The 26,561-nt window shown below is 36.3% G+C and carries 27 protein-coding genes; 2 read left to right on the top strand and 25 right to left on the bottom strand.

What is annotated here, in order from left to right:
- The 17 genes from vicK to QM469_RS02305 all read right to left on the bottom strand — a co-directional run bounded on the left by vicK (position 1) and on the right by QM469_RS02305 (position 16,581).
- A complete protein-coding gene (gene vicK, locus QM469_RS02385) occupies positions 1-1,350 on the bottom strand; it encodes a cell wall metabolism sensor histidine kinase VicK (protein ID WP_414276005.1) in 1,350 nt (449 codons plus the stop codon).
- The gene (gene yycF, locus QM469_RS02380; protein WP_049508493.1) at positions 1,343-2,047 is read right to left on the bottom strand and encodes a response regulator YycF; all 705 of its coding nucleotides are present in this window, start codon (positions 2,045-2,047) and stop codon (positions 1,343-1,345) included. The genes vicK and yycF overlap by 8 nt, the downstream gene beginning before the upstream one ends.
- Positions 2,048-2,111: 64 nt before the next feature.
- The gene (gene mutY, locus QM469_RS02375) at positions 2,112-3,275 is read right to left on the bottom strand and encodes an A/G-specific adenine glycosylase (protein ID WP_153225529.1); all 1,164 of its coding nucleotides are present in this window, start codon (positions 3,273-3,275) and stop codon (positions 2,112-2,114) included.
- Positions 3,276-3,658: 383 nt separating this feature from the next.
- Positions 3,659-4,570: a bifunctional riboflavin kinase/FAD synthetase gene (locus tag QM469_RS02370; protein ID WP_414276004.1), complete on the bottom strand. Its 912-nt coding sequence runs from the start codon at positions 4,568-4,570 to the stop codon at positions 3,659-3,661.
- A 65-nt stretch (positions 4,571-4,635) separates the two neighbouring features.
- Entirely contained in the window at positions 4,636-5,574 is a 939-nt protein-coding gene (locus QM469_RS02365; RefSeq protein ID WP_414276003.1) for a dihydroorotate dehydrogenase, read from the bottom strand.
- 10 nt (positions 5,575-5,584) lie between these two features.
- On the bottom strand, positions 5,585-6,385 hold the full coding sequence (locus QM469_RS02360) for a dihydroorotate dehydrogenase electron transfer subunit (RefSeq protein ID WP_414276002.1): 801 nt from the start codon (positions 6,383-6,385) through the stop codon (positions 5,585-5,587).
- Between the two features lie 250 nt (positions 6,386-6,635).
- Positions 6,636-7,325 (bottom strand): sugar phosphate nucleotidyltransferase, encoded by a 690-nt coding sequence (locus QM469_RS02355; RefSeq protein ID WP_414276001.1) that lies wholly within the window; start codon positions 7,323-7,325, stop codon positions 6,636-6,638.
- Positions 7,326-7,337: 12 nt separating this feature from the next.
- Positions 7,338-8,216 carry a DMT family transporter gene (locus QM469_RS02350; protein WP_414276000.1) on the bottom strand — a complete coding sequence of 293 codons (879 nt, stop codon included), beginning with the start codon at positions 8,214-8,216 and terminating at the stop codon, positions 7,338-7,340.
- Positions 8,206-9,075, bottom strand: coding sequence for a choline/ethanolamine kinase family protein (locus QM469_RS02345; protein ID WP_414275999.1), 870 nt, complete (start codon positions 9,073-9,075; stop codon positions 8,206-8,208). The genes QM469_RS02350 and QM469_RS02345 overlap by 11 nt, the downstream gene beginning before the upstream one ends.
- A 12-nt stretch (positions 9,076-9,087) precedes the next feature.
- Positions 9,088-10,110, bottom strand: a complete 1,023-nt coding sequence (locus QM469_RS02340) for a ribitol-5-phosphate dehydrogenase (RefSeq protein WP_414275998.1) — start codon at positions 10,108-10,110, stop codon at positions 9,088-9,090.
- Positions 10,111-10,114: 4 nt separating this feature from the next.
- Positions 10,115-10,822: a 2-C-methyl-D-erythritol 4-phosphate cytidylyltransferase gene (locus tag QM469_RS02335; RefSeq protein WP_414275997.1), complete on the bottom strand. Its 708-nt coding sequence runs from the start codon at positions 10,820-10,822 to the stop codon at positions 10,115-10,117.
- A gap of 336 nt (positions 10,823-11,158) precedes the next feature.
- The gene (locus QM469_RS02330; protein ID WP_075230556.1) at positions 11,159-11,326 is read right to left on the bottom strand and encodes a twin-arginine translocase TatA/TatE family subunit; all 168 of its coding nucleotides are present in this window, start codon (positions 11,324-11,326) and stop codon (positions 11,159-11,161) included.
- The gene (tatC, locus tag QM469_RS02325; protein ID WP_414275996.1) at positions 11,310-12,041 is read right to left on the bottom strand and encodes a twin-arginine translocase subunit TatC; all 732 of its coding nucleotides are present in this window, start codon (positions 12,039-12,041) and stop codon (positions 11,310-11,312) included. Before tatC ends, QM469_RS02330 begins: the two co-directional genes overlap by 17 nt.
- Entirely contained in the window at positions 12,041-13,729 is a 1,689-nt protein-coding gene (locus QM469_RS02320; RefSeq protein ID WP_414275995.1) for an FTR1 family iron permease, read from the bottom strand. Before QM469_RS02320 ends, tatC begins: the two co-directional genes overlap by 1 nt.
- Positions 13,704-14,918 (bottom strand): iron uptake transporter deferrochelatase/peroxidase subunit, encoded by a 1,215-nt coding sequence (gene efeB, locus QM469_RS02315; RefSeq protein WP_414275994.1) that lies wholly within the window; start codon positions 14,916-14,918, stop codon positions 13,704-13,706. The genes QM469_RS02320 and efeB overlap by 26 nt, the downstream gene beginning before the upstream one ends.
- 5 nt (positions 14,919-14,923) lie before the next feature.
- A complete protein-coding gene (gene efeO, locus QM469_RS02310) occupies positions 14,924-15,796 on the bottom strand; it encodes an iron uptake system protein EfeO (RefSeq protein WP_414275993.1) in 873 nt (290 codons plus the stop codon).
- A 350-nt stretch (positions 15,797-16,146) separates the two neighbouring features.
- Positions 16,147-16,581 (bottom strand): hypothetical protein, encoded by a 435-nt coding sequence (locus QM469_RS02305; RefSeq protein WP_414275992.1) that lies wholly within the window; start codon positions 16,579-16,581, stop codon positions 16,147-16,149.
- A gap of 407 nt (positions 16,582-16,988) precedes the next feature.
- On the opposite strand from QM469_RS02305, the gene QM469_RS02300 reads away from it, so the two are divergent.
- The gene (locus QM469_RS02300) at positions 16,989-17,288 is read left to right on the top strand and encodes a YbaB/EbfC family nucleoid-associated protein (protein ID WP_414275991.1); all 300 of its coding nucleotides are present in this window, start codon (positions 16,989-16,991) and stop codon (positions 17,286-17,288) included.
- 46 nt (positions 17,289-17,334) lie between these two features.
- Here QM469_RS02300 and QM469_RS02295 read toward each other — a convergent pair whose 3' ends face one another.
- The 8 genes from QM469_RS02295 to QM469_RS02260 all read right to left on the bottom strand — a co-directional run bounded on the left by QM469_RS02295 (position 17,335) and on the right by QM469_RS02260 (position 26,112).
- Positions 17,335-19,098: a glycerophosphoryl diester phosphodiesterase membrane domain-containing protein gene (locus QM469_RS02295; protein ID WP_414275990.1), complete on the bottom strand. Its 1,764-nt coding sequence runs from the start codon at positions 19,096-19,098 to the stop codon at positions 17,335-17,337.
- Positions 19,099-19,106: 8 nt separating this feature from the next.
- Positions 19,107-19,697, bottom strand: coding sequence for a 3'-5' exonuclease (locus QM469_RS02290; protein ID WP_311523492.1), 591 nt, complete (start codon positions 19,695-19,697; stop codon positions 19,107-19,109).
- 70 nt (positions 19,698-19,767) lie between these two features.
- Positions 19,768-20,259 carry a chromosome segregation protein RocS gene (gene rocS, locus QM469_RS02285; RefSeq protein ID WP_000021254.1) on the bottom strand — a complete coding sequence of 164 codons (492 nt, stop codon included), beginning with the start codon at positions 20,257-20,259 and terminating at the stop codon, positions 19,768-19,770.
- 176 nt (positions 20,260-20,435) lie between these two features.
- Entirely contained in the window at positions 20,436-21,314 is an 879-nt protein-coding gene (gene truB / locus QM469_RS02280; RefSeq protein WP_414275989.1) for a tRNA pseudouridine(55) synthase TruB, read from the bottom strand.
- Between the two features lie 19 nt (positions 21,315-21,333).
- A complete protein-coding gene (locus QM469_RS02275) occupies positions 21,334-22,419 on the bottom strand; it encodes an AAA family ATPase (protein ID WP_414275988.1) in 1,086 nt (361 codons plus the stop codon).
- Positions 22,420-23,148, bottom strand: a complete 729-nt coding sequence (locus QM469_RS02270; RefSeq protein ID WP_414275987.1) for a hypothetical protein — start codon at positions 23,146-23,148, stop codon at positions 22,420-22,422.
- Positions 23,149-23,160: 12 nt separating this feature from the next.
- Entirely contained in the window at positions 23,161-24,831 is a 1,671-nt protein-coding gene (locus QM469_RS02265) for a hypothetical protein (RefSeq protein ID WP_414275986.1), read from the bottom strand.
- A 6-nt stretch (positions 24,832-24,837) separates the two neighbouring features.
- Positions 24,838-26,112, bottom strand: a complete 1,275-nt coding sequence (locus QM469_RS02260; protein WP_414275985.1) for a DUF2130 domain-containing protein — start codon at positions 26,110-26,112, stop codon at positions 24,838-24,840.
- A 185-nt stretch (positions 26,113-26,297) separates the two neighbouring features.
- Here QM469_RS02260 and QM469_RS02255 point away from each other — a divergent pair.
- On the top strand, positions 26,298-26,561 hold a 264-nt coding region (locus tag QM469_RS02255; protein WP_414320619.1), incomplete at its 3' end, for a transposase family protein.

Raw genomic sequence — 26,561 nt, 5'->3', positions numbered from 1 at the left:
CTAGTCTTCTACTTCATCCTCCCAAATTTCTTCTTTCACAGCATCCTTATCGTATGGAAGTACGATAGTAAAGGTAGATCCCTTGCCATATTCACTCTTGGCCCAGATAAATCCCTTATGTTGCTTGATGATTTCCTTGGCGATAGCCAATCCTAGTCCCGTTCCTCCTTGAGCACGACTTCTAGCCTTATCAACCCTATAAAAACGGTCAAAAATCTTTGGTAAATCTTCTTTAGGAATCCCCAAACCTTGGTCGGAGATGGACAAAATCATCTGATCATCCGTAGTTTTCATGTTAACAGTGATTTTTCCACCATCTGGTGAATACTTGATGGCGTTATTTAGGATATTGTCAATCACCTGGGTCATCTTATCTGTATCAATCTCAATCCAAACAGAAGTAATCGGATAATCTCTCATCAGCTCGTACTTCTTCTCCTCATCTTGACTTTTCATTTTATCAAAACGATTAAGGATAAAGGTGATAAAGGCAGTAAAGTTAATCAACTCAACATCCAAGTGACTGGTCTCATTGTCGATCCGTGAGAGGTGCAAGAGGTCCGTCACCATCCGCATCATACGATTGGTTTCATCCAAAGAAACCTTGATAAAATCTGGAGCAACTGGTTCTGTCAGCGCTCCTTCGTCCAAGGCCTCCAGATAGGATTTTACACTTGTCAAAGGAGTGCGCAACTCATGACTAACGTTCGAAACGAAAAGCCTTCTCTCACGTTCTTCCTTCTCTTGTTCAGTCGTATCATGTAAAACTGCTACTAAACCAGAGATAAAGCCAGACTCTCTACGAATCAAGGCAAAACGAACGCGCAAACTGATATATTCACCATTAAGATTCTGCGAATAAATCATCAACTCAGGGCTCTGAGTAATAAGTTCTCTCAGCTCATACTCTTCTTCAATCTTGAGTAACTCTAAGATATTTTGATTAAGAGCATCATCCCTTTCAACTCCAAGTTGTCTCTTGGCCATATCATTGATCATGATAATCTGACCACGACGATTGGTTGCAAGCACTCCGTCTGTCATGTAGGACAGGATACTATGCAACCTTTTACTCTCTTGTTCCAGATTTTCCTGAGTCAGACGAATGACTTCAGATAAGTCATTAAGATTGTTGGTGATATTGGTAATCTCTGAACTTCCCTGCATATCCAAAACCTGAGAATAATCACCAGCAATCAAATCCTTAACCTTCTGGTTTAATTGTCTAAGTCGAATATTATCACGACGGCTCTCAAGCAGAAGAAAAGTCACCAGCATAATAAAGCCAATTAGGATGAGGATAAAGATAAAGTCACTCGTCAAAATTGTTTGTTTAATTACTTCAATCATTATTTCTCATATAATATCCTACTCCACGACGAGTTAGGATGTATTCAGGTCTACTTGGCGTATCTTCAATCTTCTCGCGCAAGCGTCTAATGGTTACGTCTACTGTACGGACATCCCCAAAGTAGTCATAACCCCAAACGGTTTCAAGAAGATGTTCTCGGGTAATAACTTGTCCAAGATGAGAAGCTAAATGATGCAAGAGTTCAAATTCGCGGTGGGTTAGGTCTAACTCCTCACCATATTTCTTAGCCACGTAGGCATCTGGTAAAATCTCCAAATCACCAATCTGCAGACTTTGTAATTTCGTTTCAGGTTCTTGGTTATCGACTGAAACAAGATCTGTACGACGGAGAAGAGCTTTAACACGGGCCTGTAGTTCACGATTTGAAAATGGCTTGGTTACATAGTCATCCGCTCCAAGTTCAAGACCGATAACCTTATCAAACTCGCTATCCTTTGCTGAAAGCATGATAATGGGAACACTACTTGTCTTACGAATAGTTTTTGCGACCTCAAGTCCATCAATCTCAGGAAGCATCAAATCCAAGATAATAATATCTGGTTGCTCAGCTTCAAATTGTTCAAGTGCTTCACGACCATTAAAAGCAGTTACAACTTCATAACCTTCCTTGGTCATATTAAATTTTATAATATCTGAGATGGGTTTTTCATCATCTACAATTAGTATTTTTTTCATTTAGTCACCTTTTTCCTTATCTCATTATACCAAAAAAAAGTAAAGAAGACACGCATGACCGATGCTAGCAGCTTCTTTTCAAGTAGGCTTGCCAGATCTTTTGCTGAGGTTTAGCTAGAGGATAATTGCTAAATTCTTCTGGACTTAACCAGAGGACTTCCCTATCTGTATATTCTTGTGTCTCAGTAACTCGGCCTGCAATTATCTGGATATGCCATTTACGATGGCTGAAAATGTGCTTGACCTCTTCAAAACGTAGATCTTGCCAATCAACTTCAAGATCATAGTCCTGTTCAAAACTCTCCTGTGGAGAAGGTCCCAGTTCTATAATTGGTTCAGCAACTTGACTGAAAAGGTCCAGGTCTTGAGTTTGGTCTGAGAATTCATCAACTTCAATCAAGGGAAAATGCCAAAAGCCAGCCAAGAGTTTTTCACTCTCATTCTTTTCCAATAGAAACTTCCCCTGACTATTTTGCACTACAAGAGCCTTTAGAAAAATAGGAATTGGCTTTTTCTTTGGAGCCTTGATAGGATAGTGAGCCATGGTTCCATGTTGATAAGCAGCACTGAAGTCCTTAACAGGACTCTCCTCCGGTCTTGGATTGACAGGAGCCTCAATATCTGAACCTAAATCCATCAAAGCCTGATTGAAATCACCTGGACGATCAGGATCTATCAGAACTTCCATCATCGCTTGAAAAATCTTGCGATTGCTAGGATTTCCAATATCATGATTGACTTCAAATAAACGTGCCAAAACACGCATGACATTCCCATCAACTGCAGGCTGCGGAAGGTTAAAGGCAATACTAGAAATTGCACCAGCTGTATAAGGACCAATCCCTTTTAAGCTTGCAATACCTTCATAAGTTGACGGGAAATTGCCTTCAAATTCATTCATAATCTGTTGAGCGGCTGTTTGCATGTTGCGAACACGAGAATAATAGCCAAGTCCTTCCCAGGCTTTTAATAAGCGCTCCTCAGGAGCATTTGCTAAGCTTTCGACGGTCGGAAACCAGTCTAAAAAACGTTCATAATAGGGAATGACGGTATCAACTCGAGTCTGCTGCAACATAATTTCAGATACCCAGATATAGTAAGGATTCTTACTCCGTCTCCATGGTAAATCCCGCTTATTTTCGTCATACCAGGCTAATAATTTTTGACGGAAAGAGAGAATCTTGTCCTCTTCCCACATGGTCACACTATATTTCTCCAAATCTAACATATTTCTAGTATAGCATAACCTTTTAGGATACTCAAAAAATCAAGATAGACATTGAAGAAAACACTTTTCTATCATAAAAAACAATCCTTATTATTTAAGCAAAATGGAGAAAAGATAGATTCTGTTCATAATACTCTAATTTTTATATAGCTACTTGTCAGTTTTAATTTTAAATGTTGACTTAAGTTAAATATAGTGGATTGAAATAAGATATAAACAAATTGATTAGGGGAGTCAAATCAATTTCTAGCAATGTTTTAGAAGTCGAAATGAACTATTCTTTATTTAGCCTACTATAATAGTTATGATGATTCCCCAAACTTAAGCTAAAAATACAAATAAAAAGAGTTTGAGAAAATTCCAAACTCTACTATTTTTTAATTTTATTTTCTAGCTATCTTTTCATCTTCTTCTAGTTGTTTAACTAATTGATCAACGCTATCAAATTTTACCATATCACGGATACGGTCCAACCAGGAAACGATGACAGTTTCCCCATAGATATCGTCGGAAAAATCAAAGATATGAACTTCAAAACGCTCTTCTTCGCCATCAAAGGTTTCATTTTTACCTAGACTCGCCATACCACGATAGACTTTTCTTTGAATTTCAACGTCAACAGCATAAACACCATCAGCTGGCATATATGTCCGATCCAAGTTGACTAGATTAGCTGTCGGGAAGCCAATAGTTCGACCTCGAGCATTTCCGTGAACCACTACACCTCTCGTTGGTAAAGGGAATCCCAAAAGTTTGCCTGCTTCTTTTACATCTCCTTCTAGAATGGCTTGGCGGATACGCGTCGAACTAATTTTCCCCTTTTCATCCTCAACCGGTGGAACAGTAACCACATCACCATGGAAGAGTTCTTTTAAATCCTCAGCTGTTTTTCTATCTGAACCAAGAGTATAGTCAAAACCAACTACAATCGTATCTGCCTTCGCTTCCTTGACAAATGTATCAATAAATTCTTGGGCAGTCATTTTTGCTACTCGACTAGTGAAATCCATCAAATACAAACTCTCAACTCCAGCTCTCTTCAATCTACGTTCACGTTCACTAGCATACAAAATATGCAATAAGTGTTCAGGTGAGTATTGATTCAGAGTTAGTTTTGGTGATTCGTTAAAAGTTACTAGAGCTACTCCCTGGCGCTTTTCAGCAGCAATATTAGAAGCTATTTCAAATAATTTTTGATGTCCAAGATGAACTCCATCAAAATAACCAAGTACAAGGACGTTTGGTCCTGGTGTTGCAATATCTTTTTCTGTTTTAATAGGTACTGTAATAATCATAGTATTTATTATACCAAAAAAATGGCGCTTTCAAAACAATTTAAACTGAATTCAGCATATAAAACTTAGATCAAACTTTCTTTGACTTCATTTCGCAACATTTCTAGACTTTCGATTCCGTACTTATCCATGACTTTTGGTAGATTTTCGATAATATCTGGACAAGCATATGGATTGGTAAAGTTTGCTGTACCGACTCCGATAGCTGATGCACCAGCCAGATACATTTCTAAGGCAGCTTCAGCAGAATCCACTCCTCCCATACCAATGATTGGAAGCTTAGTGGTTTGAGCTACTTGACGGATTAGTTTTAGGGCTACAGGAAATACTGCAGGTCCAGACATGCCACCTGTCCCATTTGCAATAATCGGCTTTCTAGTTTTGAGATCAAAACGCATCCCTACAAGGGTATTAATCATGGTGAGTCCACTAGCTCCAGCATCTTCTGCAGCCTTAGCAATGGTTACGATGTCAGTAACACTTGGAGTCAATTTGACGTAAACGGGCACTTCTGATGCTTCTACGGCAGCCTTCACCACATCATAGGCCAACTCAGGATCTTGTCCAATTAAAAGTCCATGATTCCCATGATCAACGTTAGGACAAGAGATATTGAGCTCAATGGCTTTCACGTTAGTTGCCTTAGAAATTCCATGAGATACGGCCGCGTATTCTTGTTTTGAAAAGCCAGCAACATTTGCGATTATAGGGAGATTTGGATATTCTCTTTGAAGCCAAGGTAATTTTTCAGAGAGAACGACTTCTAAACCAGGATTTTGTAAACCAATGGCGTTTAACATACCTGCTGGTGTTTCTGCAACCCTTGGAGTTGGATTTCCAAACCTGGGTTCTAGGGTAGTCGCCTTAATCATGATAGAGCCTAAAAGGTCTAAATCATAGTATTTGGCATATTCTTGACCAAAGCCAAAACAGCCTGAAGCAGGAAAGATAGGATTCTTTAATTCTAAGCCTGGTAGAGAAACTTGTAATCGATTTGTAGTCATGATACTCTCCTTATAAAACTACTGTGCCTGTTTTAAATACAGGACCATCTTCACACACACGTTGACTAACTGTTTCACTATCAGGTACTTTCAAAACGCAAGCGTAGCAAGCCCCCATACCACAGGCCATACGGGATTCAAGAGATAGATAAGCTCTTGGATGCTTGTAAAATTTTTGATTGATGTATTTCATCATACCAGGTGCTCCGCATGAGTAGATTGCATCAAATTCGTTATCAAATTCCTTTATCACTACTGATACATTTCCTTGGGTTCTATAAGAACCATCATCAGTCGTTATAAAGACTTTGCTGTATTGGGATAATTCATCTTCCAAAATAACTGCATCTTTAGTAGCAAATCCTAGAACTGTTGTGACATCTACACCACGTTCATCTAATTGTTTAGCTACTTCAAATAAAGGAGGCACACCAATTCCGCCACCAACTAAGAGAACACGACTATGCTGGTTTAAATCAGATAAATCAAAACCATTTCCTTGAGGTCCCATAACATCTAAACTATCACCTGTTTTTAAGGTTGAAAAAATTGCCGTACCCGAACCTTCAACTCGATAGATTAAATGACATTGTTTTTTACTTGTATTGATAGATGAAATTGAAATTGGACGACGCAAGAGATGAGCGTCATCAGGAACACGTAAATGAAGAAATTGGCCTGCTTTCATAGCTTCAACCATTTCTCCTTGAAGTACGAGTTCAAAGATCGCTGGTGCGATTTCCTTTTGAGACACTACTTTCATGGTTTCCAAGCGAATAGCACCCATGCGTTTTTTACAATTTGGATTCATACCGTTTCCTCCTTAAATTTTAAGGGGTTCAGAAAAAGAAAAACCTTGCAATCGCAAGGTTTCAGTAAGATACTTACAGAAAAGAATCAAATAAACTGTGTTTATTCGAAGTTTGTGTAATCTATTTTCTATCTGACACCTTGTGAGCCTCTCTGGACTTCCCTTAAAGGTTAAATTTTTACTAGTATACTGTATCAACCCTAAAAAGTCAAGTAAAAATAGGTAAGGTGTCTGACGTATTTTAGTTTACTTACTTTTGTGAAGAGAGAATCTGCTCCAATTTTTGATAATCTTTGACACTGTCGATTTCGTAGATAGAGTTTTCTTCCAATTCCTCTACGTAAACATCTAGTTCTTTGATATTATCTTTGACCATGTTGTCCCAGTAAAGATCTACAAATTCGCCACTTGCATAGGCTTTGTCGATAAACCCAACGATTTTCTCCGCTGTTGGAGCATCCCAGAATGACACACCACTCAGGATGCGACCATTCTTACTATCAACGATGATATCTTGAACTTTATAATCTTCTCCGTAAACTAGGAACCATTCATTATCACAGTCTTCACGATAAACGCTGAAGTATGTTGAACGCTCGATATCATTACGGAACATATTTTTGAAAAGATAGTTATCCGCATCGATAACGTAGCTATTAGTCAACTCTTCTTTTACCAAGTAAAGTGAGTAAAAATTATTGTAATCAGCATACTTATCATTAAAGACCAAACGAACCCCGTACTTTTCTTTAAGGTAATCGAATTGTTCTTTCAAATAACCTACAACGATGATAATATCATCAATTCCACGTTCTTTTAAAAATTCAATTTGATATTCAACCAAAGGTTTTTGGTTAACTTGAACCAAGGCTTTGGGAGTATTTTCTGTCATGGGTCTCAAACGAGTTCCCAAACCTGCTGCTAAGATGATCGCTTTCACTCGCTTTCTCCTTTATTCTTTAATAATAATGTAAACACCAGCCATTACGATAAGTGAAGTAATAATGGTCAGCAAATTAAGGGGCGAACCCAAGAAAATTGCTGCAAACAAAACAGTCCATACTACATAACTGACATTTAGACCAGTTGCCTTTGCTGGTTGCAATCGATTGATAGCAATGTAGTATGCAAGGTAAGAAATCATATCAAACGCCGCAAAGACAATCAATAGACCGAACAATTGGCCGTTTGCCACTTCTGCAAATGAATGATGTGTAAAGAGTACAATGACTAGATAAGACAAGAAGGATGTGACTTGCCGAATCAAGAGGGCTTCAATTTCACTGAGATCACTTTCCATAGCAAAAGAGCTAAGAACACTTTCACTTCCCCAAGCAAGGGCACAAATCAAGGCACATAAAATTCCGATATAGAAAGAATTCACTTGCTCTGCTTTATAGGTCTGAGCAATAATTCCTGCAATGATTAGAAGAATCCCAAAAACTGTATTTTTGGAAATCTTGTGTTTCAAGAAGAAGAAGGCAAGCAAGACTGAAACAGCAGGATAAATCGCAGAAACAGACGATGCTAGAGAACTTCCAATATACTTAACTGCATAAAGGTTGGCCTGCATACCAATCGGTCCTGCCAGTAAAGCACCAAAAATAACACTAACATTTCGAATATTCAAGAAGATTGAAAAACGTACTTTTCCTTCCTTAACTAGAAGAAAACCTAGTAAGATAAAAATACTGAGGAAGTCGTGTGCTGCTGCTACTACAAAAGGTGATAAATCGGTAAATATTGAAAATATATAGGCACTAATAGTCAGACCTAATCCCCAAAACATCCCTGAAAGCAGACCAAAGGAAACTCCGTTTTTAGTCTTCATCAGAACCTCCCATAGAATCCAACTCTTTCACAGCTCTATTGTAACGAGAGACTCCATAATCTCCGAAATCTGCACCATTTTCTTCTTTGTAAATAGTCCAAAGACTCCAAATAATGTCTTGCAAAATTTTGTAGATACGAATTTTTTCTCTTGAAACGGGAGTCTTGTCACTCTTATAATGACTTAGAAAATCTTCTTCCTCTGCACTGGTAAACTCAGATTCTAGGAAGAGAGCTGCCAAATCCCACATAGGATCATTCATAGATGAATATTCCCAATCAATAAGATAAAGGTGACCATCTGGTCCTTCTATGAAATTTTCAGGAACCAAATCAATGTGACATGATTTCTTATCGATACCAATTTCTTCAAGCTCTTCTTTCAGAGAAAATACTAACTTTCTGACAGTTTCATAGTTCGGATAGGAAATCTCCCCTTGAATCAAGGTTTCATATTTTTTGATTTCCTCAAAAGGAGCAAACTCCCCTTTTAATTCCTTACCCGAAGCATGAACCGTTTGTAAAATAGGCGCAATCTTTTCAAACTTAGTCTTGATAGTAGTGGAATTAAGAGTATTCGCAGATTTAATGTACTGATTAACCTTGATACCTGCTTCAATATCGAAAAGATAATTTTCCACATCAAGTTTTAAATCTTTTAACAAGTCCAGATTAAATTTCTCATTCTGGCGGTTGATCAATTTATCTGTGCCTTTTCCGAAAAACTTAACGATATACTGATTTGAGGTTGTCTTAACCAAATAGTTTTGATTGGTCATCCCACCTAGTTGCTCAACACTGAGAATATCCTCTTCTTCCGATAATAAAGTAACAATCTTTTCTTTAACGATTTCCTTCACAATCATCCTCCATTAGACTTCCCACTTAAAGACTGTCTTGAAGGCAGTATTAAGGTCTGTTGCAAAAACTCGATGAATATCCTTAATCTCTCTTACAGGTTCTTCTAAATAAATGATATTCTTCAAACGATTGGCAAACTTCTTAATCTCCATCATTTGAATAGCTTTTTCAAAGTCAACTCGTCCAGAACGAGAAGAGCCGACTAGCAACAATCCTTTTTCCAATGAATCGCGAGTGTTAATATTAACTTTATACTCGCTAACCCCCATCATCAGAATAGTTCCTTGAGGTTTAATGTAGCGAATAAGATCATTAATAGCAGGTCCACTACCATCACCACCACAGCATTCGAAACCATGGTCAAAAGTCAGGTCCTCAGGGATATTATCCGTAATGTAGAGCTCCTTAGCAAATGAAAAGAGTTCCAATTTCTCCCAGTGGCGGCCAATGACAATAATCTCTGCTTCAGGCAAAGTGTAGTTGATAATATTGGCCATGACAAAGGCTAAACTGCCATCCCCAATAACTGCAATACGCTGACGTCTGCTATGTGAAACTGTCAAGAAGCGATTCATGGCGTGCATGCCCACACTGACAAACTCTGTAATGGCAGCAACTGTATCTTCGATGTCTTCGTAAGATACTACACGATCCTTAGGTAGAGAAACGAATTCTCGCATGAATCCATCGTAGCCACTTGATAAGAAATAGGTTCCAGTCATGTAATTTTCGTAGAATTCCTCATCACTTTGCATTGGTGGCTGATTTGGAATCATGACAACCTTCTGACCAACTTTGTAGGTACCAGTTGGATCAGAAATGACTGTACCACAAGACTCATGGATCATAGCCATTGGTAGTTTTTTCGCTAAAATTTTGGGATCGCGTTTCCCTTGATAGTAGCGTTGATCCGCATGACAAACCGCCATATAACGTGGTCGAATGAGAATATGATTCTCTTGGTCTATCTCTTCTTCTTGGTATTTGATATTGATAAATTTTGGTTTTGTCAGTTGATAAATTTGATTAATCATGTCTCTAGTCTTTCTCAATCATGCTTTTAGCAATCTTCAAGTCTGTAACTGTTGTGATTTTTAGATTTGAGTATTCACCCTTAGCCAAGGCTACATCTTTACCCTTAATGACAAAGATTTTACATGCATCTGTCAAAATTTCTTTTTCTTCTGCTGATAAAGAACCATACAAATCAATAAAGTCTTTACAACGGAAGGTTTGGGGAGTCTGTCCTTGGTATAGATGAGCGCGATTTGGAATATCTGTGATAAACTGACCATTTGTACTTTCAACGATGGTATCAACTGCTTCAACCACGGTATCAACAGCATCATGGTTTTTAGCGAGTTCAATATTATCTTGAATCATTCGAAGAGTGATGAAAGGACGAACGGAATCATGCGTCACCACAATATCATCTACGGTCAGTGGACGGTAAGCATCAATAGCTTCAATAATTTTTTCAATACTAGAATTACGATCCGCACCACCTTTTGTGATGATTATACGGTCCTTGTGGAGTGGTAGGAATTTTTCAACTAAATCTTCTGCGTGTGTAACCCAGTCACCATGAACTCCAACTACAATCTTTTCAATACTTGGTTCCAAAACAAATTTTTCAATAGTATGAATCAAGATTGGGCGATCTCCCAACTCAAGAAATTGTTTAGGTAAATTACTAATACCCATACGCGTGCCGGTTCCACCTGCTAAAATTCCAGCGTAAATCATTTTTATACTCCTTTAGTTCATTCTAAAAATCTTATTGCTAACTATTATATCACAATTTGGCTCTATCTTGAAAGAAATACAAAGACTTTATGCCTAGAAAGCGCTCTTTTTAAACCTTAATCTGAACATTATTTTTTCCTAGTGAACTTTCTTTTTAAAAATACAAATGATTATCTCATTTCTCCATTCAAGATTTAATCAATCCTATTAATATAGAGTTTTTCAGAATAGTATAGAAAACTTAAAGAAACCTTAAACCAAATAAAAAGAGTTGAGAATATTTGCCAGAGATAACTCCCTTCTAACAATTCTCAACTCTATTCAATCATTATTCGCTTATTTTTCTTCCGAATCCCCAAGGCCTTTAACGGCTTTTTTAAACTCAGCAAGCATTTTTCCTACTGATTCGCCTAGCTCTGGTAAGCGTTTTGGTCCAAAAATCAACAGTGCGCCAAGGACAATGACGATCAAGCCTGGTGCACCAATATCACGTAAGATTCCCATTTTTTTCTCCTTTCCTTTTTCTCTTAAAAATCCATTTACTAATAGCGATACTAACCTCATATAAAAGGATTAGGGGAACAGTCATCGCTAAATCACTAATAAAATCGGCCGGCGTCAATATAACAGCCAATACCAATAAAATGAAGTAGGCATGACGTCTATAAGCAACGAGTAGTCCAGGCCCAATTAAATCAATTGAGGTTAAAAAAGCAATGATAACTGGCAATTCAAAGATAAATGCTAGTGGTACAGTAGTTTGAAAGACAAAAGCTAGATAATTTTGTGCTGTTAACTGCGTCTCAAATAAGTTTTCACCCAGTCCTAGCAAGACCTGAAGTAAAGCTGGTGTTACAAAATAAAATCCAAAGGCTAATCCTAAGATAAAACAAAGGAAAGTTGCAGGGATATAAGCAAAAATCGCCCCTGCTTCTTCAGTTTTAAGGGCTGGTCGAACAAAACTCCAGACTTGATAGACCGTAAAAGGTAAGGTAAGGCTAAAGGCCATCAAACTTGCCAAACGAAGATAAATCCATAAAATATCATTAGGTCCTAAGACGATCAACTTCTGACTAAAGCCTTGTGTGATAAATTGATAAACCTGATCGGCAAATAATAGTGAAACGCAGAAAACCAGAAAGAAGCAAACAACTACTGCTAGCAATCTCTTTCTAAATTCTACCAAATGTTCAATAATTGTCAATTCCTCTTGGTCCATTACTTTTCACCCTGTCTAATGGTAACAAGAACCACCACGAAAATAAAGAAAAACTGTCCTGCCAAACTTTCCCAACTAGGGTAAATTCCCAATATATCAATACTTGGTATTCCTGCGATCAGATGATTGGGGATCATATTTGTCAACTGTAGAGCATGAATGCTGACTCCCGTCATCTTAAAGGCTAAGGCATAAATCATCCAAGTCAGGATAAAGAAAACCTTATGAGGTAGGAAAAATTTACTGGCCTTGTTCATCACAAAGGCAATCACGACTAAAACTAAGAGGGCCAGAGAAATTCCTAGGACAAAATCAAAACTAGAAATCCTTGGCAGAATACCCACATAGAATAAAATCGTCTCAGCACCTTCACGGAATACGGCTAGAAAACTTAAAGCGAACATAGAAAGGAAAGATCCTGTTTTCGTGACAGTTTGCATCTGCGATTCCATAAAAGCATTCCATTTTTTAACAGAGGATTTGCTATGAAGCCAAATACCGATTAAAATCATCATGATAACCGCAAAAATCCCGACTGCACCTTCGATGATTTCACGGTTAGTTCCTGAGGTGACTGCTGGAAAGGCAATCTGTAGGATATAGGCAATTAAAAGACTGGCCACTATTCCCGCAAATGCACCACCATAGACCCACTTGAGGCCCTGTCTCATCTTAGCAGCTTTCAAAGTTGTCACAAGCGCCATAACAATCAAGAGGGCTTCTACACCTTCTCGGAGCAAGATGAGCATGGCGTCAAATGCATTATAGGAAGTGCTAGTATCAATTTGAGATAGCTCTGCAATCAAGCTAGAAAGCTTTTCTTGATATTCACTTTCCTTCCCCTTAACCATGATGACAGGACTTTCACTTTCAACCTTGGTATAAAGCGAAGGATTGGTTGTACTTACAGAACCCTCGATGGTGGGCCAAATAGTAATAAACTCCTTCATCGTCGCAGCTGCTTCGCTATCTTGACCAGCTTGATATTGAGCCAAGGCCTTTTTTAAAAGATCAATTCCATCCTTTAGGGTCAGATTCGAAGATGTCGTCGCAACTTCTGTACCTTCAATAAAGTTAGAAATGGCTGTCTTCAAATCATCAAAGGATGCCTGAATAGAATCAAAGTTCGTTGGTTCAGTCTCAATGCTACTACGCAGGAAGGAAATAGCTGTTTCCACTTGCCCATAATGAGCTGTACTATGGTCGCGAACCACTGCTTCATTGATGGTCCAGGTTGAATTCATTTTTTTATAGGCTTCTCTTACTGCTTCCAGATCTTGAGAAGCGATTGCCTTGTCTAAGGCTTCAAAACGAGATTCTAATCGTGAAACTAGTTTCTCTTTTTCTGCATCAAGGTCGACTGGATTTTGCTCTTTCTCAAATGTCAAAAGGGCTAAAGAAATCTGAGTTAACTGGTCTTCAGTAATATCACCAGTTAAGGCCAACTTTTCTTGAACTTGTCGCCCTGCTTCAGAGTCAGAATTCTCGACTTTCTCGAAATCTTTGGTCATTTCATCGATTAGTTTTCTAGCCTGATCTTGTTTACCTTCTTTAACAGCTTCAGTTGTATCAGTTATTTTCACAAAGTAGGGACTCAAATTTTCCTTAGCTCCTACCGGAAAAATCAATAGGAAGAAACAAGCAAATAGGAGGATAATACTTTTAGGATTCCAATAATTTCTGCCCAATGTAACCTCCCTTCTCTACTCCACCAAAGCAGGCAAAAAGGCCACTACCTATATGTGTAACATATTCGTTCATTTTATCCGTAGCACCCAGATTGGTCTGCACTTTAACAAAGCTATCTGGGTCCTTTTGGAAAGAGATAAAGAGCAAACCAGTGTCAAACTGACCAGTCTTTTCATCTATGCCATCAGAATAAGAATAAGAGCGACGCAGGAGAGGCTTATCCACTTCTTTAGCTAAACGTACATGAGAATCATCGGGAAGAAGGCTTAAATCAACCTCATCAAATTCGTTCTTCTTGCCAAAGGGAGCGCCACTTTCTTTATAACGACCAAAGGTATTTTCTTGTTCCTCGAGATTGGTTCGATCCCAAGTATCTAGGAACATCTGGATGCGCCGAACTGCCATGTAAGAACCATTTTCCATCCAATCCTTACTGTCAGCCCAAACAACCTGATCAAATTCTTTCTCAGTAGTGACATTAGCAGTCCCGTCTTTAAATCCAAAGAGATTCCGAGGAGTTTCCATACGATTACCGATAGCTGCAAAACCTGATTGGCTCCAACGAAGTGTCACTGCATTTCTTCCTTTTCGGATAAGGTTGCGAACAGCATGAAAGGCAACTTGCTCGTCATCTGCACATGCCTGAATCACAATATCGCCACCTGTATATTTTTCACGTAACTGTTCCTTTGGAAATGGAGGTAAATCTCTAAAAAGTTTTGGACGTTTGTTCTCTAGTTTCAGCTTTTCTAGGAAACTAGCCGAAACTCCAAAAGTCAGGGTCAAACGATGAGGATTAAGCCCAACTGTTTCTCCAGTATCACTTGGAGGCAAGAGGCTATTGTTACCATCTTTTTTAACCAATTCTCCCTCTACAAGTTTGGCACTATAATCCGTCCAATCCTTAAATAACTGGATGATTTTCTCTTTGTCAGTTGTATGCAAATCCAAGACAACAAAATAGATGTTTTTCTGCATGACTGTTGTAATACCAGCTTGGTGCTTGCCATAGAAGGCTATTTTTTCATCCCCGTACGAGATTTTCTCCTGACCATCAAGCTTAGGTGCGAAAAAAGCAGAAGCACCGGAGAGACCAAGTGCGAGACCAGCACCTCCGATACCTGCTTTTTTTAGAAATTCTCGACGGTCCATTTTTTGTTCAAAAAATTTTTCGCCTTTGTTTGTCATATTACTTATTCTCCACCAAGAAATTTACCCATTTGTGATAATGGTTCACCAAGTTTTGTGACTGCTTCAGACAATTCTTTGGTATCTTCTTTCGTTAAGTCTGTATAGAGCTTATAGTGTTCCTTATCCGTCATGTGTTTGTCTAACAAACTATTGACAGATTTGAAATCTTCCTCTAACTCCTTAACCAAGGCTGCATCTGATTTTTCAAGCAAAGGTTTAAAGAGTTGGAAAATCTTTTCAGCACCTTGGATATTGGCACGAAAATCATACAAATCTGTATGAGAATAAATCTCCTCTTCGCCAGTAATCTTACTTGTCGCTACTTCATTTAAAAGATCAACAGCCCCAGTTAGCATAATTTTGTAATCAACATCTACAGTCGCAATCTTAGCCTTCAATTCCTTGATGTCATTTACCAGTTGGTCACCATAAGACTCAGTTCCTTTGGTTGTGTTTTCCTCCCAAAGAATGCGCTCGATACGGTGGAAACCAGACCAACCTTCTTCGGTCTTGTTTTCATCTAAGTAGTCTGCTAATCGAAAATCAATCTTCACATCAGATTCTCCGAAGCTCTCTGCAATCGGCTCTGAGCGCTCATAAGACATACGAATTAAAGGGTATGCCTTTTTAGCTTCTTCTAGCTTACCATCCTTCAATAGTTGAACAAAACCTTCAGTATCCGTCAATAGTTTATCAATCTGTTCTTCCACAAAGGTTTTGTAGTCGCTAGTTGCCTTATCCAATAGTTTTTGGTTATCTTCTGACAATTTTGTAACCTGAGAGGAATTACTTGTAGTTGACGATTGTTCAAAACGAACTGCACAAGCAGATAACAACAATGTCGAAGATAAAAGGATAAAACCAAGTTTTTTCATATAACGCTCCTATTAAATCATGGGAATCCCATTTTTTAAATTTATTATATCATGGTTTTTCTAATCATTCAATAAATTGTCAGAAAATTTAATGTTTGATCGTTAGACATTAACAACATTTTTATGGTAAAAACGATTGTTACATTAGTATATTTTAAAGGGCATTTAGAAACTTTACATAAATAATAAAACGCTAATACCTCAAAAATTTTCAAGAGTGATTATTGGTTTTTGAAGTCATGTAGCCTGTTCTGAATTTCAGAAGCTAAAGTCTTATAAGTTTTTCTATAGATATCAGATTTTCAGTCATTATTAAGTTCCTACAATTAAAAACTTTATAAGTTCTTTTTCTACTTTTTAAAAATCAATTCATCGATAAGCATATCATCATATCTGATGTAAAACAGCTCTCCCTCTAACACTTCTAAATCCAGTACGAATTCTCCTGGAGTAGCCAATAGTCTGTATATGTCTTCGACATCATATCCTTTATTAGTAACTATAATTTGACAGTCTTCAATATATTTACAATGATATAGATATTCATAAAATGCATTCACCTCTATCATCTTAAAATGATAAAAATTAACATCTGCATTGTAATCAATTAACTCTTGTCGTTTCTTAATACTCTCAGAATCATCACCATCGTACTTAGAATAAGAAACAATATTTCCAAAATAAATATAGGAATCAGGAGCAACCTGAACAATATTGGAAATTATTTTTCTGATTCTATCAATATTTTCATAAGGATTATCAACTTTAAAGTTTATCTTTTTCATAACAATACTTCCTGTATACTACAATAATCTAAACACTCGGATGTTTTTTAATCTCTCGTTAAATACACCTATTCATTATCTCATATTTTTATCAAAATGATCATTAAAAATCATTTCCGAATAACATCGTAAAACAAGGATTTTTAACTTCATAGCCTTGATTAAAGAACAGCATTTTTTCTTAATTTATTGTTAGTTCTTCTATTTTTACGTACACAGGGGACCTTTTAAAACCCCTATTCATTAAATATTTAACTTTTATTTACAGTTTAAAAATGATATAATCAATAAAGTACCTCTTAATCTACTCGCTTATCAAAAAGCCTGTTAAAGTAGGAACTAAACTTTCAATCTAAAAATTAAAACAAGGCTCAAAGCCTTGATACGAAAGGAATCTTAAAAATCTTATGATGAATATGCAAAACATGATGCGTCAAGCTCAAAAACTTCAAAAACAAATGGAGCAAAGTCAAGCTGAACTTGCTGCTACAGAATTTGTTGGAACTTCTGCCCAAAACCTTGTAACTGCCACACTAACAGGAGACAAGAAAGTTGTTAAGATTGACTTCAATCCAGCAGTTGTTGACCCAAAAGATATTGAAACTCTATCAGATATGACTGTTCAAGCAGTCAATGCTGCTCTTGAACAAATTGATGAAGCAACTAAGAAGAAACTAGGTGCTTTTGCTGGTAAATTACCATTCTAATAGCATAAAAAGAGGCTGATGTTCAATTCAGCCTCTTTTGTCTTACCTAGAAAGTAAATATTTCTGCTGCTTTCTTGAGAAGCAAGTCCGTATATTCAGGATCTTCCTGAGCGGTTTCAAGCTCTTCTTTAATTCTTTCTAGATCATCTGTTATCATACCATCAACTCCCAAACGTAGGGATTTATCAAAGGATTCCGAACTATTGATTGTCCATACATAGAGTTTTTGTTTTGTATTCCAAAGCTTGGTTACAAAATATTCATCTAAGGTAGAATATTCCATGGTATAACCTGTAGCATTCGTTCTTGGAAAAACGGAATTGTAGGGCAGAATGAAATAGACTGGAATTTCCTTATCATACTGACTTACTTTTTCAATAACATGATAATCCAAAGATTGCATCTGATGCCCATAAACTTTGATCTTTGCCCCATATTGATCTAGAAAATGATCCATCATTTGGGCACTATCTTTTCGACTCGTTTTAATTTCGATCAGCAATTTCTGATGAAGGTCATTGGCACGATTTATATAATCATCAAAGCTGGAAATTTTGGTCTGATAACCATTTTCATAAATATCTAATTGCTTCAACTCATCTAAAGTTAAGTCTTGCGGTGTTACATTTAATCCCGCTAAACTTTTTAGGTTAGCATCATGCATCATGACAAACTGACCATCCTTGGTTTCCTGCACATCCATCTCAACTAAATCTGGTTTTAACTGAGCTGTTTTTTCTAAGGATTCAACTGTATTTTGGACACCATTCCCATTAGAAACTCCTCTGTGAGAGATGACAAGCGGAGGATTGACTACGGGTGCTTCTAGATAAACATAACCCTCAATCGCAAAGAAGACACTGGCGCACCCCATTACACCCCATCTCATGATATGATCTTTCTTTCGTCTTGGCATAATATCCAACTCCTCACCAGTTAAAAAGGAGGTAAACTTAACCAAGAAGTAAGTCAAAGCCATATAGTGGATATTTTTAATCAAAATATAGTTCGAAATAGCAAGAATCAAAGATTCTCGATGTGTGAGACCATCTACTAAAAACTGGCCAACCAATAGTGGGATTAGAAGTAAGTAAAAGAAAAGATTTGTTTTGACAACAATGAGAAAAAGATGCCAAGCGTAAAACCAAAAATGATTCCTGGTTTTTTCTAGACTGTAGACCACAGCATCCTTAACCGTCATCTTTTCAAAAAAGATTTTTGGTAGAACAAAAACCAACTTAACAGAAACGTATAGGAAGAGAATTGACAAGATGATAATACCAAGCCACCATATCCAATACTTGTCTTCCATGTAGGTCTGGATAAAATCAGGTATAACTATTTTATTAAAATAATAAATTTTAAAAATCTTCCTGATAAACGGAAAAATCATAGCGATATAAACGAAGATAAACAAGGCCTTGGAAAGAGTCAGACGTTTCATGAAGGCTATACTTTCACGAAATACCTTGCGACTATACTCAATCAAGGTTCGTTTTTCATGATAGAGAAGATGTCGAGCCCCAATGAAGAGGAGACTAATTTGAAAATAAGCCACTAAAAGGTTAATGGCTATTAAGATTAAAAAACCAAAGCTTACTAAAGGCGCATGTTTTAAAATTTCAAAAATGTTATTGTAAGAGATAAACAAATAGCCCGTCTGACTGAGTAAAAAGCCTGCTATCAATGAGTTCAATGGCAACCAAATATAATCTACCAGCATGAAGATTAGAAAAAATAGAAAGAGGATTTTATCCAGATTTAGGTAAATCTTTTTAAAACCCAATTTTTTAGGTTTTTCAGGTTTCATAAAACCTCCTAATCAAACAGCTGTGATAAATCTAAACCACCGAAAGGATTAGAGTTTAGACTACTCTTGGAGTCCAGTAATATTCTACTTTCATCAGATTCTAGAAAAGCTTCATAAACACGCGCAGTCATTCGCGCATCCTCTAAACTGTTATGAGATTGACCCTTGAATCCTAGAAATTCAGCCACAGTCTGTAACTTGAGATTGGCAATACCATGAAGATCAGAACTACGTCGCTCAAAAGCTTCATCATAGAGATCGACTAGATATTGGCTACTATAATCCAAACCATGTTCCAATAAAATCGGTAAATCACTCTTGGCTGCATTATAACCAATAAGGGGTAACTCACCCACAAAGTCTTGAAAATTCTTAAGTACATCTTCCACCATCGGTGCGTCTTTCAAGGTTTCAGACGTGATACCCGTTAAACCATTGATAAAACTTTTCAAAGGCACATCTGTATGAACATAAGAGTCAAATGCTCCTACTTCTTCACCATCTTTAAAACGGACCGCAGATACCTGAATCAAGTGAGTTTTATCTTGGTGTTTATTAAATTCCAAATCAAATGAAATGTAATCTCTTAATTTTTCCATTTTATCCATCCCTTACTATATGTGTAAAAAGAAACTACTTGGTTATACCTAGAAACCAAGCAGTTTTTTCTTATCCTCCAAATAAGCGAGCAAAGAAGCCTTTCTTCGTTGCTTGTACCTCTTGCTTAGCCTGATCCAACTCCAACTGAAGGTTTTCTTGGTCCTTCATAGCTTGTAGAGTTAACTGTTGTTGTTGATCCAATTGCTTATCTTTTTCTGCGATTTGACGGTCTTTAACACGCATCTGTTCATCTTTTTCAGCTAACTGTTTGTCTTTGGCCTTTAACTGCTCATAAAGACGGATGATTTCAGCGTTCTTTTCATCAACAAGAATCTCCATTAACTCACGTTGCTTCACATCATCACTAACAGGTTCATCTTCAAAAATGGTTTTTTTGTAGATTTCTTCAAGCTTAATCAAGCCACTGCGAGTTACCACAGTGACTCCTTTATCATTTTTAGTCGTATCTTCTTCAGGTAATTCCTTGACACGGTTATTGATTGCTTGGCGGGACAAGCCCAAGACCTCAGCAATCTCACTAACAGTCATCTCAATACTCATAATATCCTCTGAAAGTTTTCTAGCTTTTCTTTATTTAAATATTATCATAAGCAAGCAAAACTGTCAAATATCACCGTGTTATCAACCCTTTTTCAAAATAATTTCTCTTCTAAACTAGACTGTCTATCAGCTTTTTTAAACTAAACATCAGTTTGTAATTTTTCCACCAGCTCTAATTAATAGAAAACCTTTCTTGGTTTATAAAGATGATCCCGTTTCTCTAAAATGGCTAATAATTTATCACCTTCAAAACCAGCCAATTCCTTCTCAGTTTGCTCCAATTCAATAAAGCGACCAAAACGCACTTCTTCTGCTTGTTCTGGAGTCAAATAAACTTTAACTAAGTCACCTGTTCCAATCTCTAATGGATGAAGAAAGTCTAGTTGTCCAGCCTCTACTTTTTCGGAAATTTCTTCCAAGGTCAAAGCATTATCTAACTGCAAGCCCGCTGCACTTGTTCGTGTTAAATGAGACATATGAGCTGCATAGCCAAGTTTTTCTCCCAAGTCAACTGACAAGGTACGGATATAAGTCCCTTTGCTGCATTTTACACGAAAAGTAAATCTCGCAAGTTTATCCTCATAAGAAATCGGACTTGTCCGTTCAAATTGATAAATCGTCACCTGACGCTCTGGACGCTCTACTTCTTGACCAGCACGCGCATACTCATAAAGTTTGCGCCCATTGACCTTGACAGCGGAATACATAGGTGGAATCTGAGTGATAGGACCTGTCAGACTAGCAATTGCTTCATCGACAAGATTCTCATTCAAAGGTGACAAAACTGGTGTCTCTGAAACTACCTCACCACTAGAATCCTCGGTAGTCGTGGAATAACCTAGAGTGATTTCCCCCTCATAGACCTTACCCTCGTCCTGCATAAACTCGACCATGCGTGTCGCCTTGCCAACCGCAATCGGCAAAACACCCACCACATCCGGATCCAAGGTCCCACCATGACCAATCTTCTTAGTTCCTAAAATCCTACGCAGCTTGAAAACTGCATCATGCGAGGTCATCCCTGCTTCTTTTTTAAAATTGATAATACCGTTCATTTTTGCTTTCTAATTTCATTCATGAAATATCTTCTTCAAGAATCGTAATGTAATTATCTTTTGTAGCCAAAGAAAGTTTACTTAAACGCTTTGCTTGATTCATAATTATCTTATCAAATACATTTCTTACAAACCGACCATTCGCATTTTTATTTTCAGGATTGTTACTATGTAATTCTAAATATTTTTTTAATTTATCTTTTGCAGAATCATTCAAAGTGTACTCTTCATTTTTGCAATATGAAAGAAAAATATCTAACATTTGATCCACAGTATAATCTTCAAACATAATAAAGTAGTTAAATCTTGATTTTAAGCCTGGATTAGATTCAAAGAATTTCTTCATTAAGTCATCATATCCTGCTACAATTACAACTAAATCATCACGGTAGTCTTCTAAAGCTTTTGTCAGTTCTGTTAAACACTCTCGACCATAACTGTCACTTTTTTCATTTTCTGTGATACTGTATGCTTCATCAATAAATAAAACACCACCTTTAGCTTTTTGAATTAGTCTTTTAACTTTTAAAGCTGTTTGTCCTTGGTATTCAGCTATTAAGTCCGTTCTAGTCGCCTCAATAAAATGACCTTTACTTAGTATTCCTAGAGAACGATACATATTACCAACAATTCTAGCAACTGTTGTTTTACCTGTACCTGGATTCCCGAGGAAAGCCATGTGCATCGTTCTATTTGTTTTTTTCAACCCAATCTTTTCTCGGTTTTTCTGAACTTTGTTAAAGATTACTAGGTCTTCTATTTCTTTCTTTACATTTTCTAATCCTATCAGAGAGTTTAATTCATCGGACAGCTCCTCAAATGATTTGGTCTTGATTTCTTTTAAAATAGCGTACTCACTATCTATAAATCTAGAACCAAGATATTTATACAATAATTCTAAAATACTAGTTTGTCTATCTTTAATCTTAGGAAATCTATCATTATTTGACGAATTACCTAAACGTTTTATAAACTCTAATTCCGAATACTTTTTATTATCAACAATTTCTTGAAGAACAGTCTCAAATTCAAAAGAATTATTTGTCAGATCATCAAGCTTTTTCACTTCTGATTTTAACAATTTTAAATAAGTTTCACTAATCATCTACATACCTTTAAACAATAGAAATAATACTATTAAAACAACGGTGATTCCTAGAGTATAGAGTCCTTTTTTTAGAAAAACAATCTCCTTTTGCTTTTCTTCTAATTTTGTTTCAAGACCTTCAACAACTAACTTTAGATTATTTCCCTCTGTTATTGATTTGTTATTGATTTCATCAAGGTAATTTTTAAAATTATTTTGTGTATTATTTACTTGTACTTGTAAATTATTAAAACTATTTTCTAGTTTTTCTAAATCATCTAATCTATCATGATGTTTCTTTAAAATATCAATTAAATCTTTATTTTGTTTAAAAACATCATTTAATAAGTTTTTATTATTTTCTTGATAGGCTTCAATTTCTTTTAATCCCTGTAAAGCCGTATTATTAGCTTCTTTTGCAGCAATTAAAGAGTCTGAAATTCTTTGAATATAGTCATCATCTAATATCTGAAAAGTTTCGTAAATTGTATTAAATTCTTGAATAATCTTTTTTATGTGCTGGTTTTGTTCAATCATTCTATTTTGAACAGCATCCGTGAGAGCGTTTAAATCCTTACCTTTAACTCCATAGTCGACAGAAAAAATATTAAATATATTCTCTTCCTGAGGAACTGTTGGTAAATCTGATTGTTCTGGTATTTCTTCACTAAAAGCTTTTAACGCTTCTTTTTTCTCATTAAATTTTTCAGACTTTGCCAAAACTTGAATCTCTAATTCTTCTGACATAACAATCCCCTCCTATAGTAAATCATTTAATACGTTTTGCATCTCAGCTAGTTCATCATGCTTTTCATCAAAATATACTTCATTATTTAGTAATCTTTGTTTGAAATTCACCTTAGATAGATAAATATCTTCTTGGACATTTCCAAGTAATTCTCGTAATTTTTGATGATTTTGGGCCATTTTACTAAAAATTTGGTTCCGTTTAATAGCAACATTTTCTTCGGCAACAAAAATTTGAACATCCTGAATTCTTAACAATTCATTTTTCTTATTAGCTTGTTTCTTTTGATTTTCCTCAATTAACTTTCTGGAAATAAATTGATCAATTCCATTAATAATTATTGCTCCCAAAATTCCGGTTAGTAAACTAGCTAAAAACATTCCCAAGATATTTGCTATGGTCCCTAAAAATTTAATCTCAAATCCCATTCCTGATAGTGGTAATAAGTACTTTTCAAAATATTCTCCTAAAAACATTGCTCCTACTCCTACTAATGCAGAAGTAATGATTTTTGAAATATGTGCAAGTTTAATCTCAGTAGAATGTGACTGACTTTCGGGATTTGATAGATAAGAAATACTCTCTCTTATTGATCCAAATATTTGCTTAATCAAGTTTGGTAACTTTTTCAACTTTTGAGCGAAAGCTCCAATAATTTCTCCCACGATACTCCCAACAAAACTATCAATTCCAACTTTGATAAATTCTTTAATTTTACTAAAGAAGGAATGAAGCGCATTTTTCATTTCATCTAAGAATGTATCAAACGAACGTTTTTTAGATTTAAAAAAACGAACCAAAGCATTCATTATTTCTTTCAACATCCCAAATAACGCTGCAACAAACATAGCTTTAACTGCATCTTTACCTGCCTTGTTCGCCATTCTTACAGGAGCTTTTTTTGCTATATCTTTATTGATAGCTTTCTTGGCTTTTTTCTCAACCTTTAGCATCTTATGTGAATCAGCAGATAATTTATCATTTAATTTTTTATTATTTTCAGCTTTAAGATTTCGCTTTTCGGGATCTGAGATATTCATCTTATCAATTTTTTTATTAGCTTTTTCAACTTGTTCTTTTAGATTTTTTTCTCTTACATCTCTTTTCTTTATATACTCGCTATTAGATTTTGCCCCTTTACTTTTATTAAGAGATTCATTAGTTGCTGCAAAATTTTCTGATTTATTGGCTAAATCAGAAGTTTCAATATTTGCTATTTTCCTCCATGTGTTTTCAAAAATCTGTTTTCTTGGTATGACATGATCCAAATTAGCTTTTTCGTTAATTTTAATTGTTTTTCCAGTATATTCATCCTTTAAATTTCCATTTTTTTGCTTTTCTTTCATAGCATTATTTGCATCAGTATACCTTTTATCATTCATTATTTTAGCACCCTCTTCTTTTGTATAACCATTAGGATGTTTATCGTTATACTGCTTAAGAAGTGTGTCGCTTGTCATGTCTAAATCAATTTGATTCGCAAATTGACTCCAAATTTCATCTAAAATGACATCTCCTAATTTATCCGGTGAACTAATTTCTTTACATTCTAGTTCTAATTTCTCAAGATTAGAAAACTCCATAGTAAATTGCTGTTCCAATAGTTCTTCTAATTCGTCATAATTTAAATTTTCAGAGCCATTTACTTCTTCAGTATTCAATACTAATAATTCATTTTCCACTGCTTTCTACTCCCCCTTCAAGGCATCAAATTTCGCTTTCATAGTTGGATTTTTTCTTGTCAATTTTTTAACGGAAACATCATCCAATTTGTTGTTAGCAAGGCGCAGTTGGTTTTCTGATGTGGTCAGGAATTTCTTGACTTCTTCCATCCGCTTGATGGACTTGTCGATTTCGTCAATGGCCTTACCAAAGTTAACAGAAGCTGAATTATAATTCTTTGCAAAAGCTACCTTGAAAGCGTCCAAATCTTCCTCAAAATGCGTGATATCGATATTTTGCTCGCGAACCAAAGCCAATTCCTGCTTGTATTTGAGAGAATTAAGGGCAGCATTGCGCAAGAGTCCAATCAACTGGATAAAGAACTGGGGACGAATGACATACATCTTCTCATATTCGTGACTAACATCGACAATCCCAGTATTGAAGTAGTCGTTATCAGCCTCAAGCATACTTACCAAAACTGCATACTCACAATTTTTCTCACGGCGGTCCTTATCCAACTCTTTGTAAAAATCCGCATTCTTATGTTTCTTCTCTGTCCCATCAGCTTCATTTTTCATCTCAAACATGATGGAGATGAATTCTAGTCCATTTTCATCAAAATCACGGAAGATAAAATCGCCCTTAGAACCACGTGCTGAAACCTTATTGTCTTTTTCAAAGTAGGCATTTGGAAAGGCAAAACTTCGAACCTTGTTGAATTCACTCTCCGCATAGTGTTCCAAACTTTCACCGATTGCCTTGGTTGATTGTTGCGCCTTGAAATTCTTGTAAAATTCAACCTGCTCATTTGCTGCCTTAAGTTGGGCTTCGTAGTTTTGTTTAACAGAAGCTAGAGACAACTCATTTTCTTTTTCTTGTAAGAGGAGCTGATTTTTGACCTGATCACGTTCTTTTTCAAGATCAGAAAGAGTTTTTTGTAGTTGATTTTCATGCTCCAAGCGCAGGGTAGCTAACTGATTCTCCAGTGCTTGGACTTCTTTTTCTTTCTCTAGCAGGCTTTGACTAGCACTTTGCTCTACCTCTTTCTTAGCCAATTCTTTTTCTGTATCAAAGTTGTTAATTTGACTTTGAAGCTGGGCAATTTCTTGGTCTTTTTGAGCCAGTTTTGCCTGTTGTTCATTTAAAGCTTTTTGCTCTACTAAAGTCAATTCTTGCTTGATCCGCTCATGTAATTCTTTGTCAAACTCTACAGTTCGAACTTGAGAAAGCAGTTCTGCATATTGGCTTTCATTGACTGTAAATACTTCGCCACAATTGGGACATTTAATCTCGTTCATGTTATTCCTCTATATTTATCTATTCTACATTCATTATAGCATGGAAAAACAAAAAGAAAAAGGGCTCTATAATTTCTGTAGTGGGTAAAACCACCATAGGAATTATGGAGCCTATTTTGTTGTAGAAAAAAAGTCCCATAAGACCTATAATGAAAAGCGACCAAACCATCATTAGAAAGAATCTTATGGAACAATTAAATTTTATCACAAACTTACTCGGAATTAAAGACAAGAACATCAAAATCTTGGATTATCTTGATGCTGGAACTCATAAAGAAGTCATCGCTAAGCTAGATTATCCTGCTCCTAAGTGTCATCACTGCCTAGGGCAAATGACTAAATATGACTTCCAGAAAGAATCTAAAATCCCCTATCTAGAGTGTGCAGGCTATAAGACACTCATTCGATTGAGAAAACGCCGTTTCCGTTGTAAAGTCTGCGGGAAAATA

The sequence above is a fragment of the Streptococcus infantis genome, from assembly GCF_047464215.1.
Taxonomy (GTDB): Bacteria; Bacillota; Bacilli; order Lactobacillales; family Streptococcaceae; genus Streptococcus; species Streptococcus infantis_P.
Note: the sequence above shows the minus strand (reverse complement) of the source record. Positions and strands in the feature narration are given on the sequence as shown.

Coding starts and splice junctions, on each gene's coding strand:
- QM469_RS02260 (WP_414275985.1), bottom strand. CDS start 26,112: ATGAACGAGATTAAATGTCCCAATTGTGGCGAAGTATTTACAGTCAAT.
- yycF (WP_049508493.1), bottom strand. CDS start 2,047: ATGAAAAAAATACTAATTGTAGATGATGAAAAACCCATCTCAGATATT.
- rocS (WP_000021254.1), bottom strand. CDS start 20,259: ATGAGTATTGAGATGACTGTTAGTGAGATTGCTGAGGTCTTGGGCTTG.
- tatC (WP_414275996.1), bottom strand. CDS start 12,041: ATGGACCAAGAGGAATTGACAATTATTGAACATTTGGTAGAATTTAGA.
- QM469_RS02340 (WP_414275998.1), bottom strand. CDS start 10,110: ATGATTAATCAAATTTATCAACTGACAAAACCAAAATTTATCAATATC.
- QM469_RS02270 (WP_414275987.1), bottom strand. CDS start 23,148: ATGTCAGAAGAATTAGAGATTCAAGTTTTGGCAAAGTCTGAAAAATTT.
- QM469_RS02350 (WP_414276000.1), bottom strand. CDS start 8,216: ATGAAGACTAAAAACGGAGTTTCCTTTGGTCTGCTTTCAGGGATGTTT.
- QM469_RS02370 (WP_414276004.1), bottom strand. CDS start 4,570: ATGATTATTACAGTACCTATTAAAACAGAAAAAGATATTGCAACACCA.
- QM469_RS02275 (WP_414275988.1), bottom strand. CDS start 22,419: ATGATTAGTGAAACTTATTTAAAATTGTTAAAATCAGAAGTGAAAAAG.
- QM469_RS02335 (WP_414275997.1), bottom strand. CDS start 10,822: ATGATTTACGCTGGAATTTTAGCAGGTGGAACCGGCACGCGTATGGGT.
- truB (WP_414275989.1), bottom strand. CDS start 21,314: ATGAACGGTATTATCAATTTTAAAAAAGAAGCAGGGATGACCTCGCAT.
- QM469_RS02330 (WP_075230556.1), bottom strand. CDS start 11,326: ATGGGAATCTTACGTGATATTGGTGCACCAGGCTTGATCGTCATTGTC.
- QM469_RS02305 (WP_414275992.1), bottom strand. CDS start 16,581: ATGAAAAAGATAAACTTTAAAGTTGATAATCCTTATGAAAATATTGAT.
- QM469_RS02365 (WP_414276003.1), bottom strand. CDS start 5,574: ATGACTACAAATCGATTACAAGTTTCTCTACCAGGCTTAGAATTAAAG.
- efeO (WP_414275993.1), bottom strand. CDS start 15,796: ATGAAAAAACTTGGTTTTATCCTTTTATCTTCGACATTGTTGTTATCT.
- QM469_RS02300 (WP_414275991.1), top strand. CDS start 16,989: ATGATGAATATGCAAAACATGATGCGTCAAGCTCAAAAACTTCAAAAA.
- efeB (WP_414275994.1), bottom strand. CDS start 14,918: ATGACAAACAAAGGCGAAAAATTTTTTGAACAAAAAATGGACCGTCGA.
- QM469_RS02290 (WP_311523492.1), bottom strand. CDS start 19,697: ATGGAAAAATTAAGAGATTACATTTCATTTGATTTGGAATTTAATAAA.
- vicK (WP_414276005.1), bottom strand. CDS start 1,350: ATGATTGAAGTAATTAAACAAACAATTTTGACGAGTGACTTTATCTTT.
- QM469_RS02360 (WP_414276002.1), bottom strand. CDS start 6,385: ATGAATCCAAATTGTAAAAAACGCATGGGTGCTATTCGCTTGGAAACC.
- mutY (WP_153225529.1), bottom strand. CDS start 3,275: ATGTTAGATTTGGAGAAATATAGTGTGACCATGTGGGAAGAGGACAAG.
- QM469_RS02295 (WP_414275990.1), bottom strand. CDS start 19,098: ATGAAACCTGAAAAACCTAAAAAATTGGGTTTTAAAAAGATTTACCTA.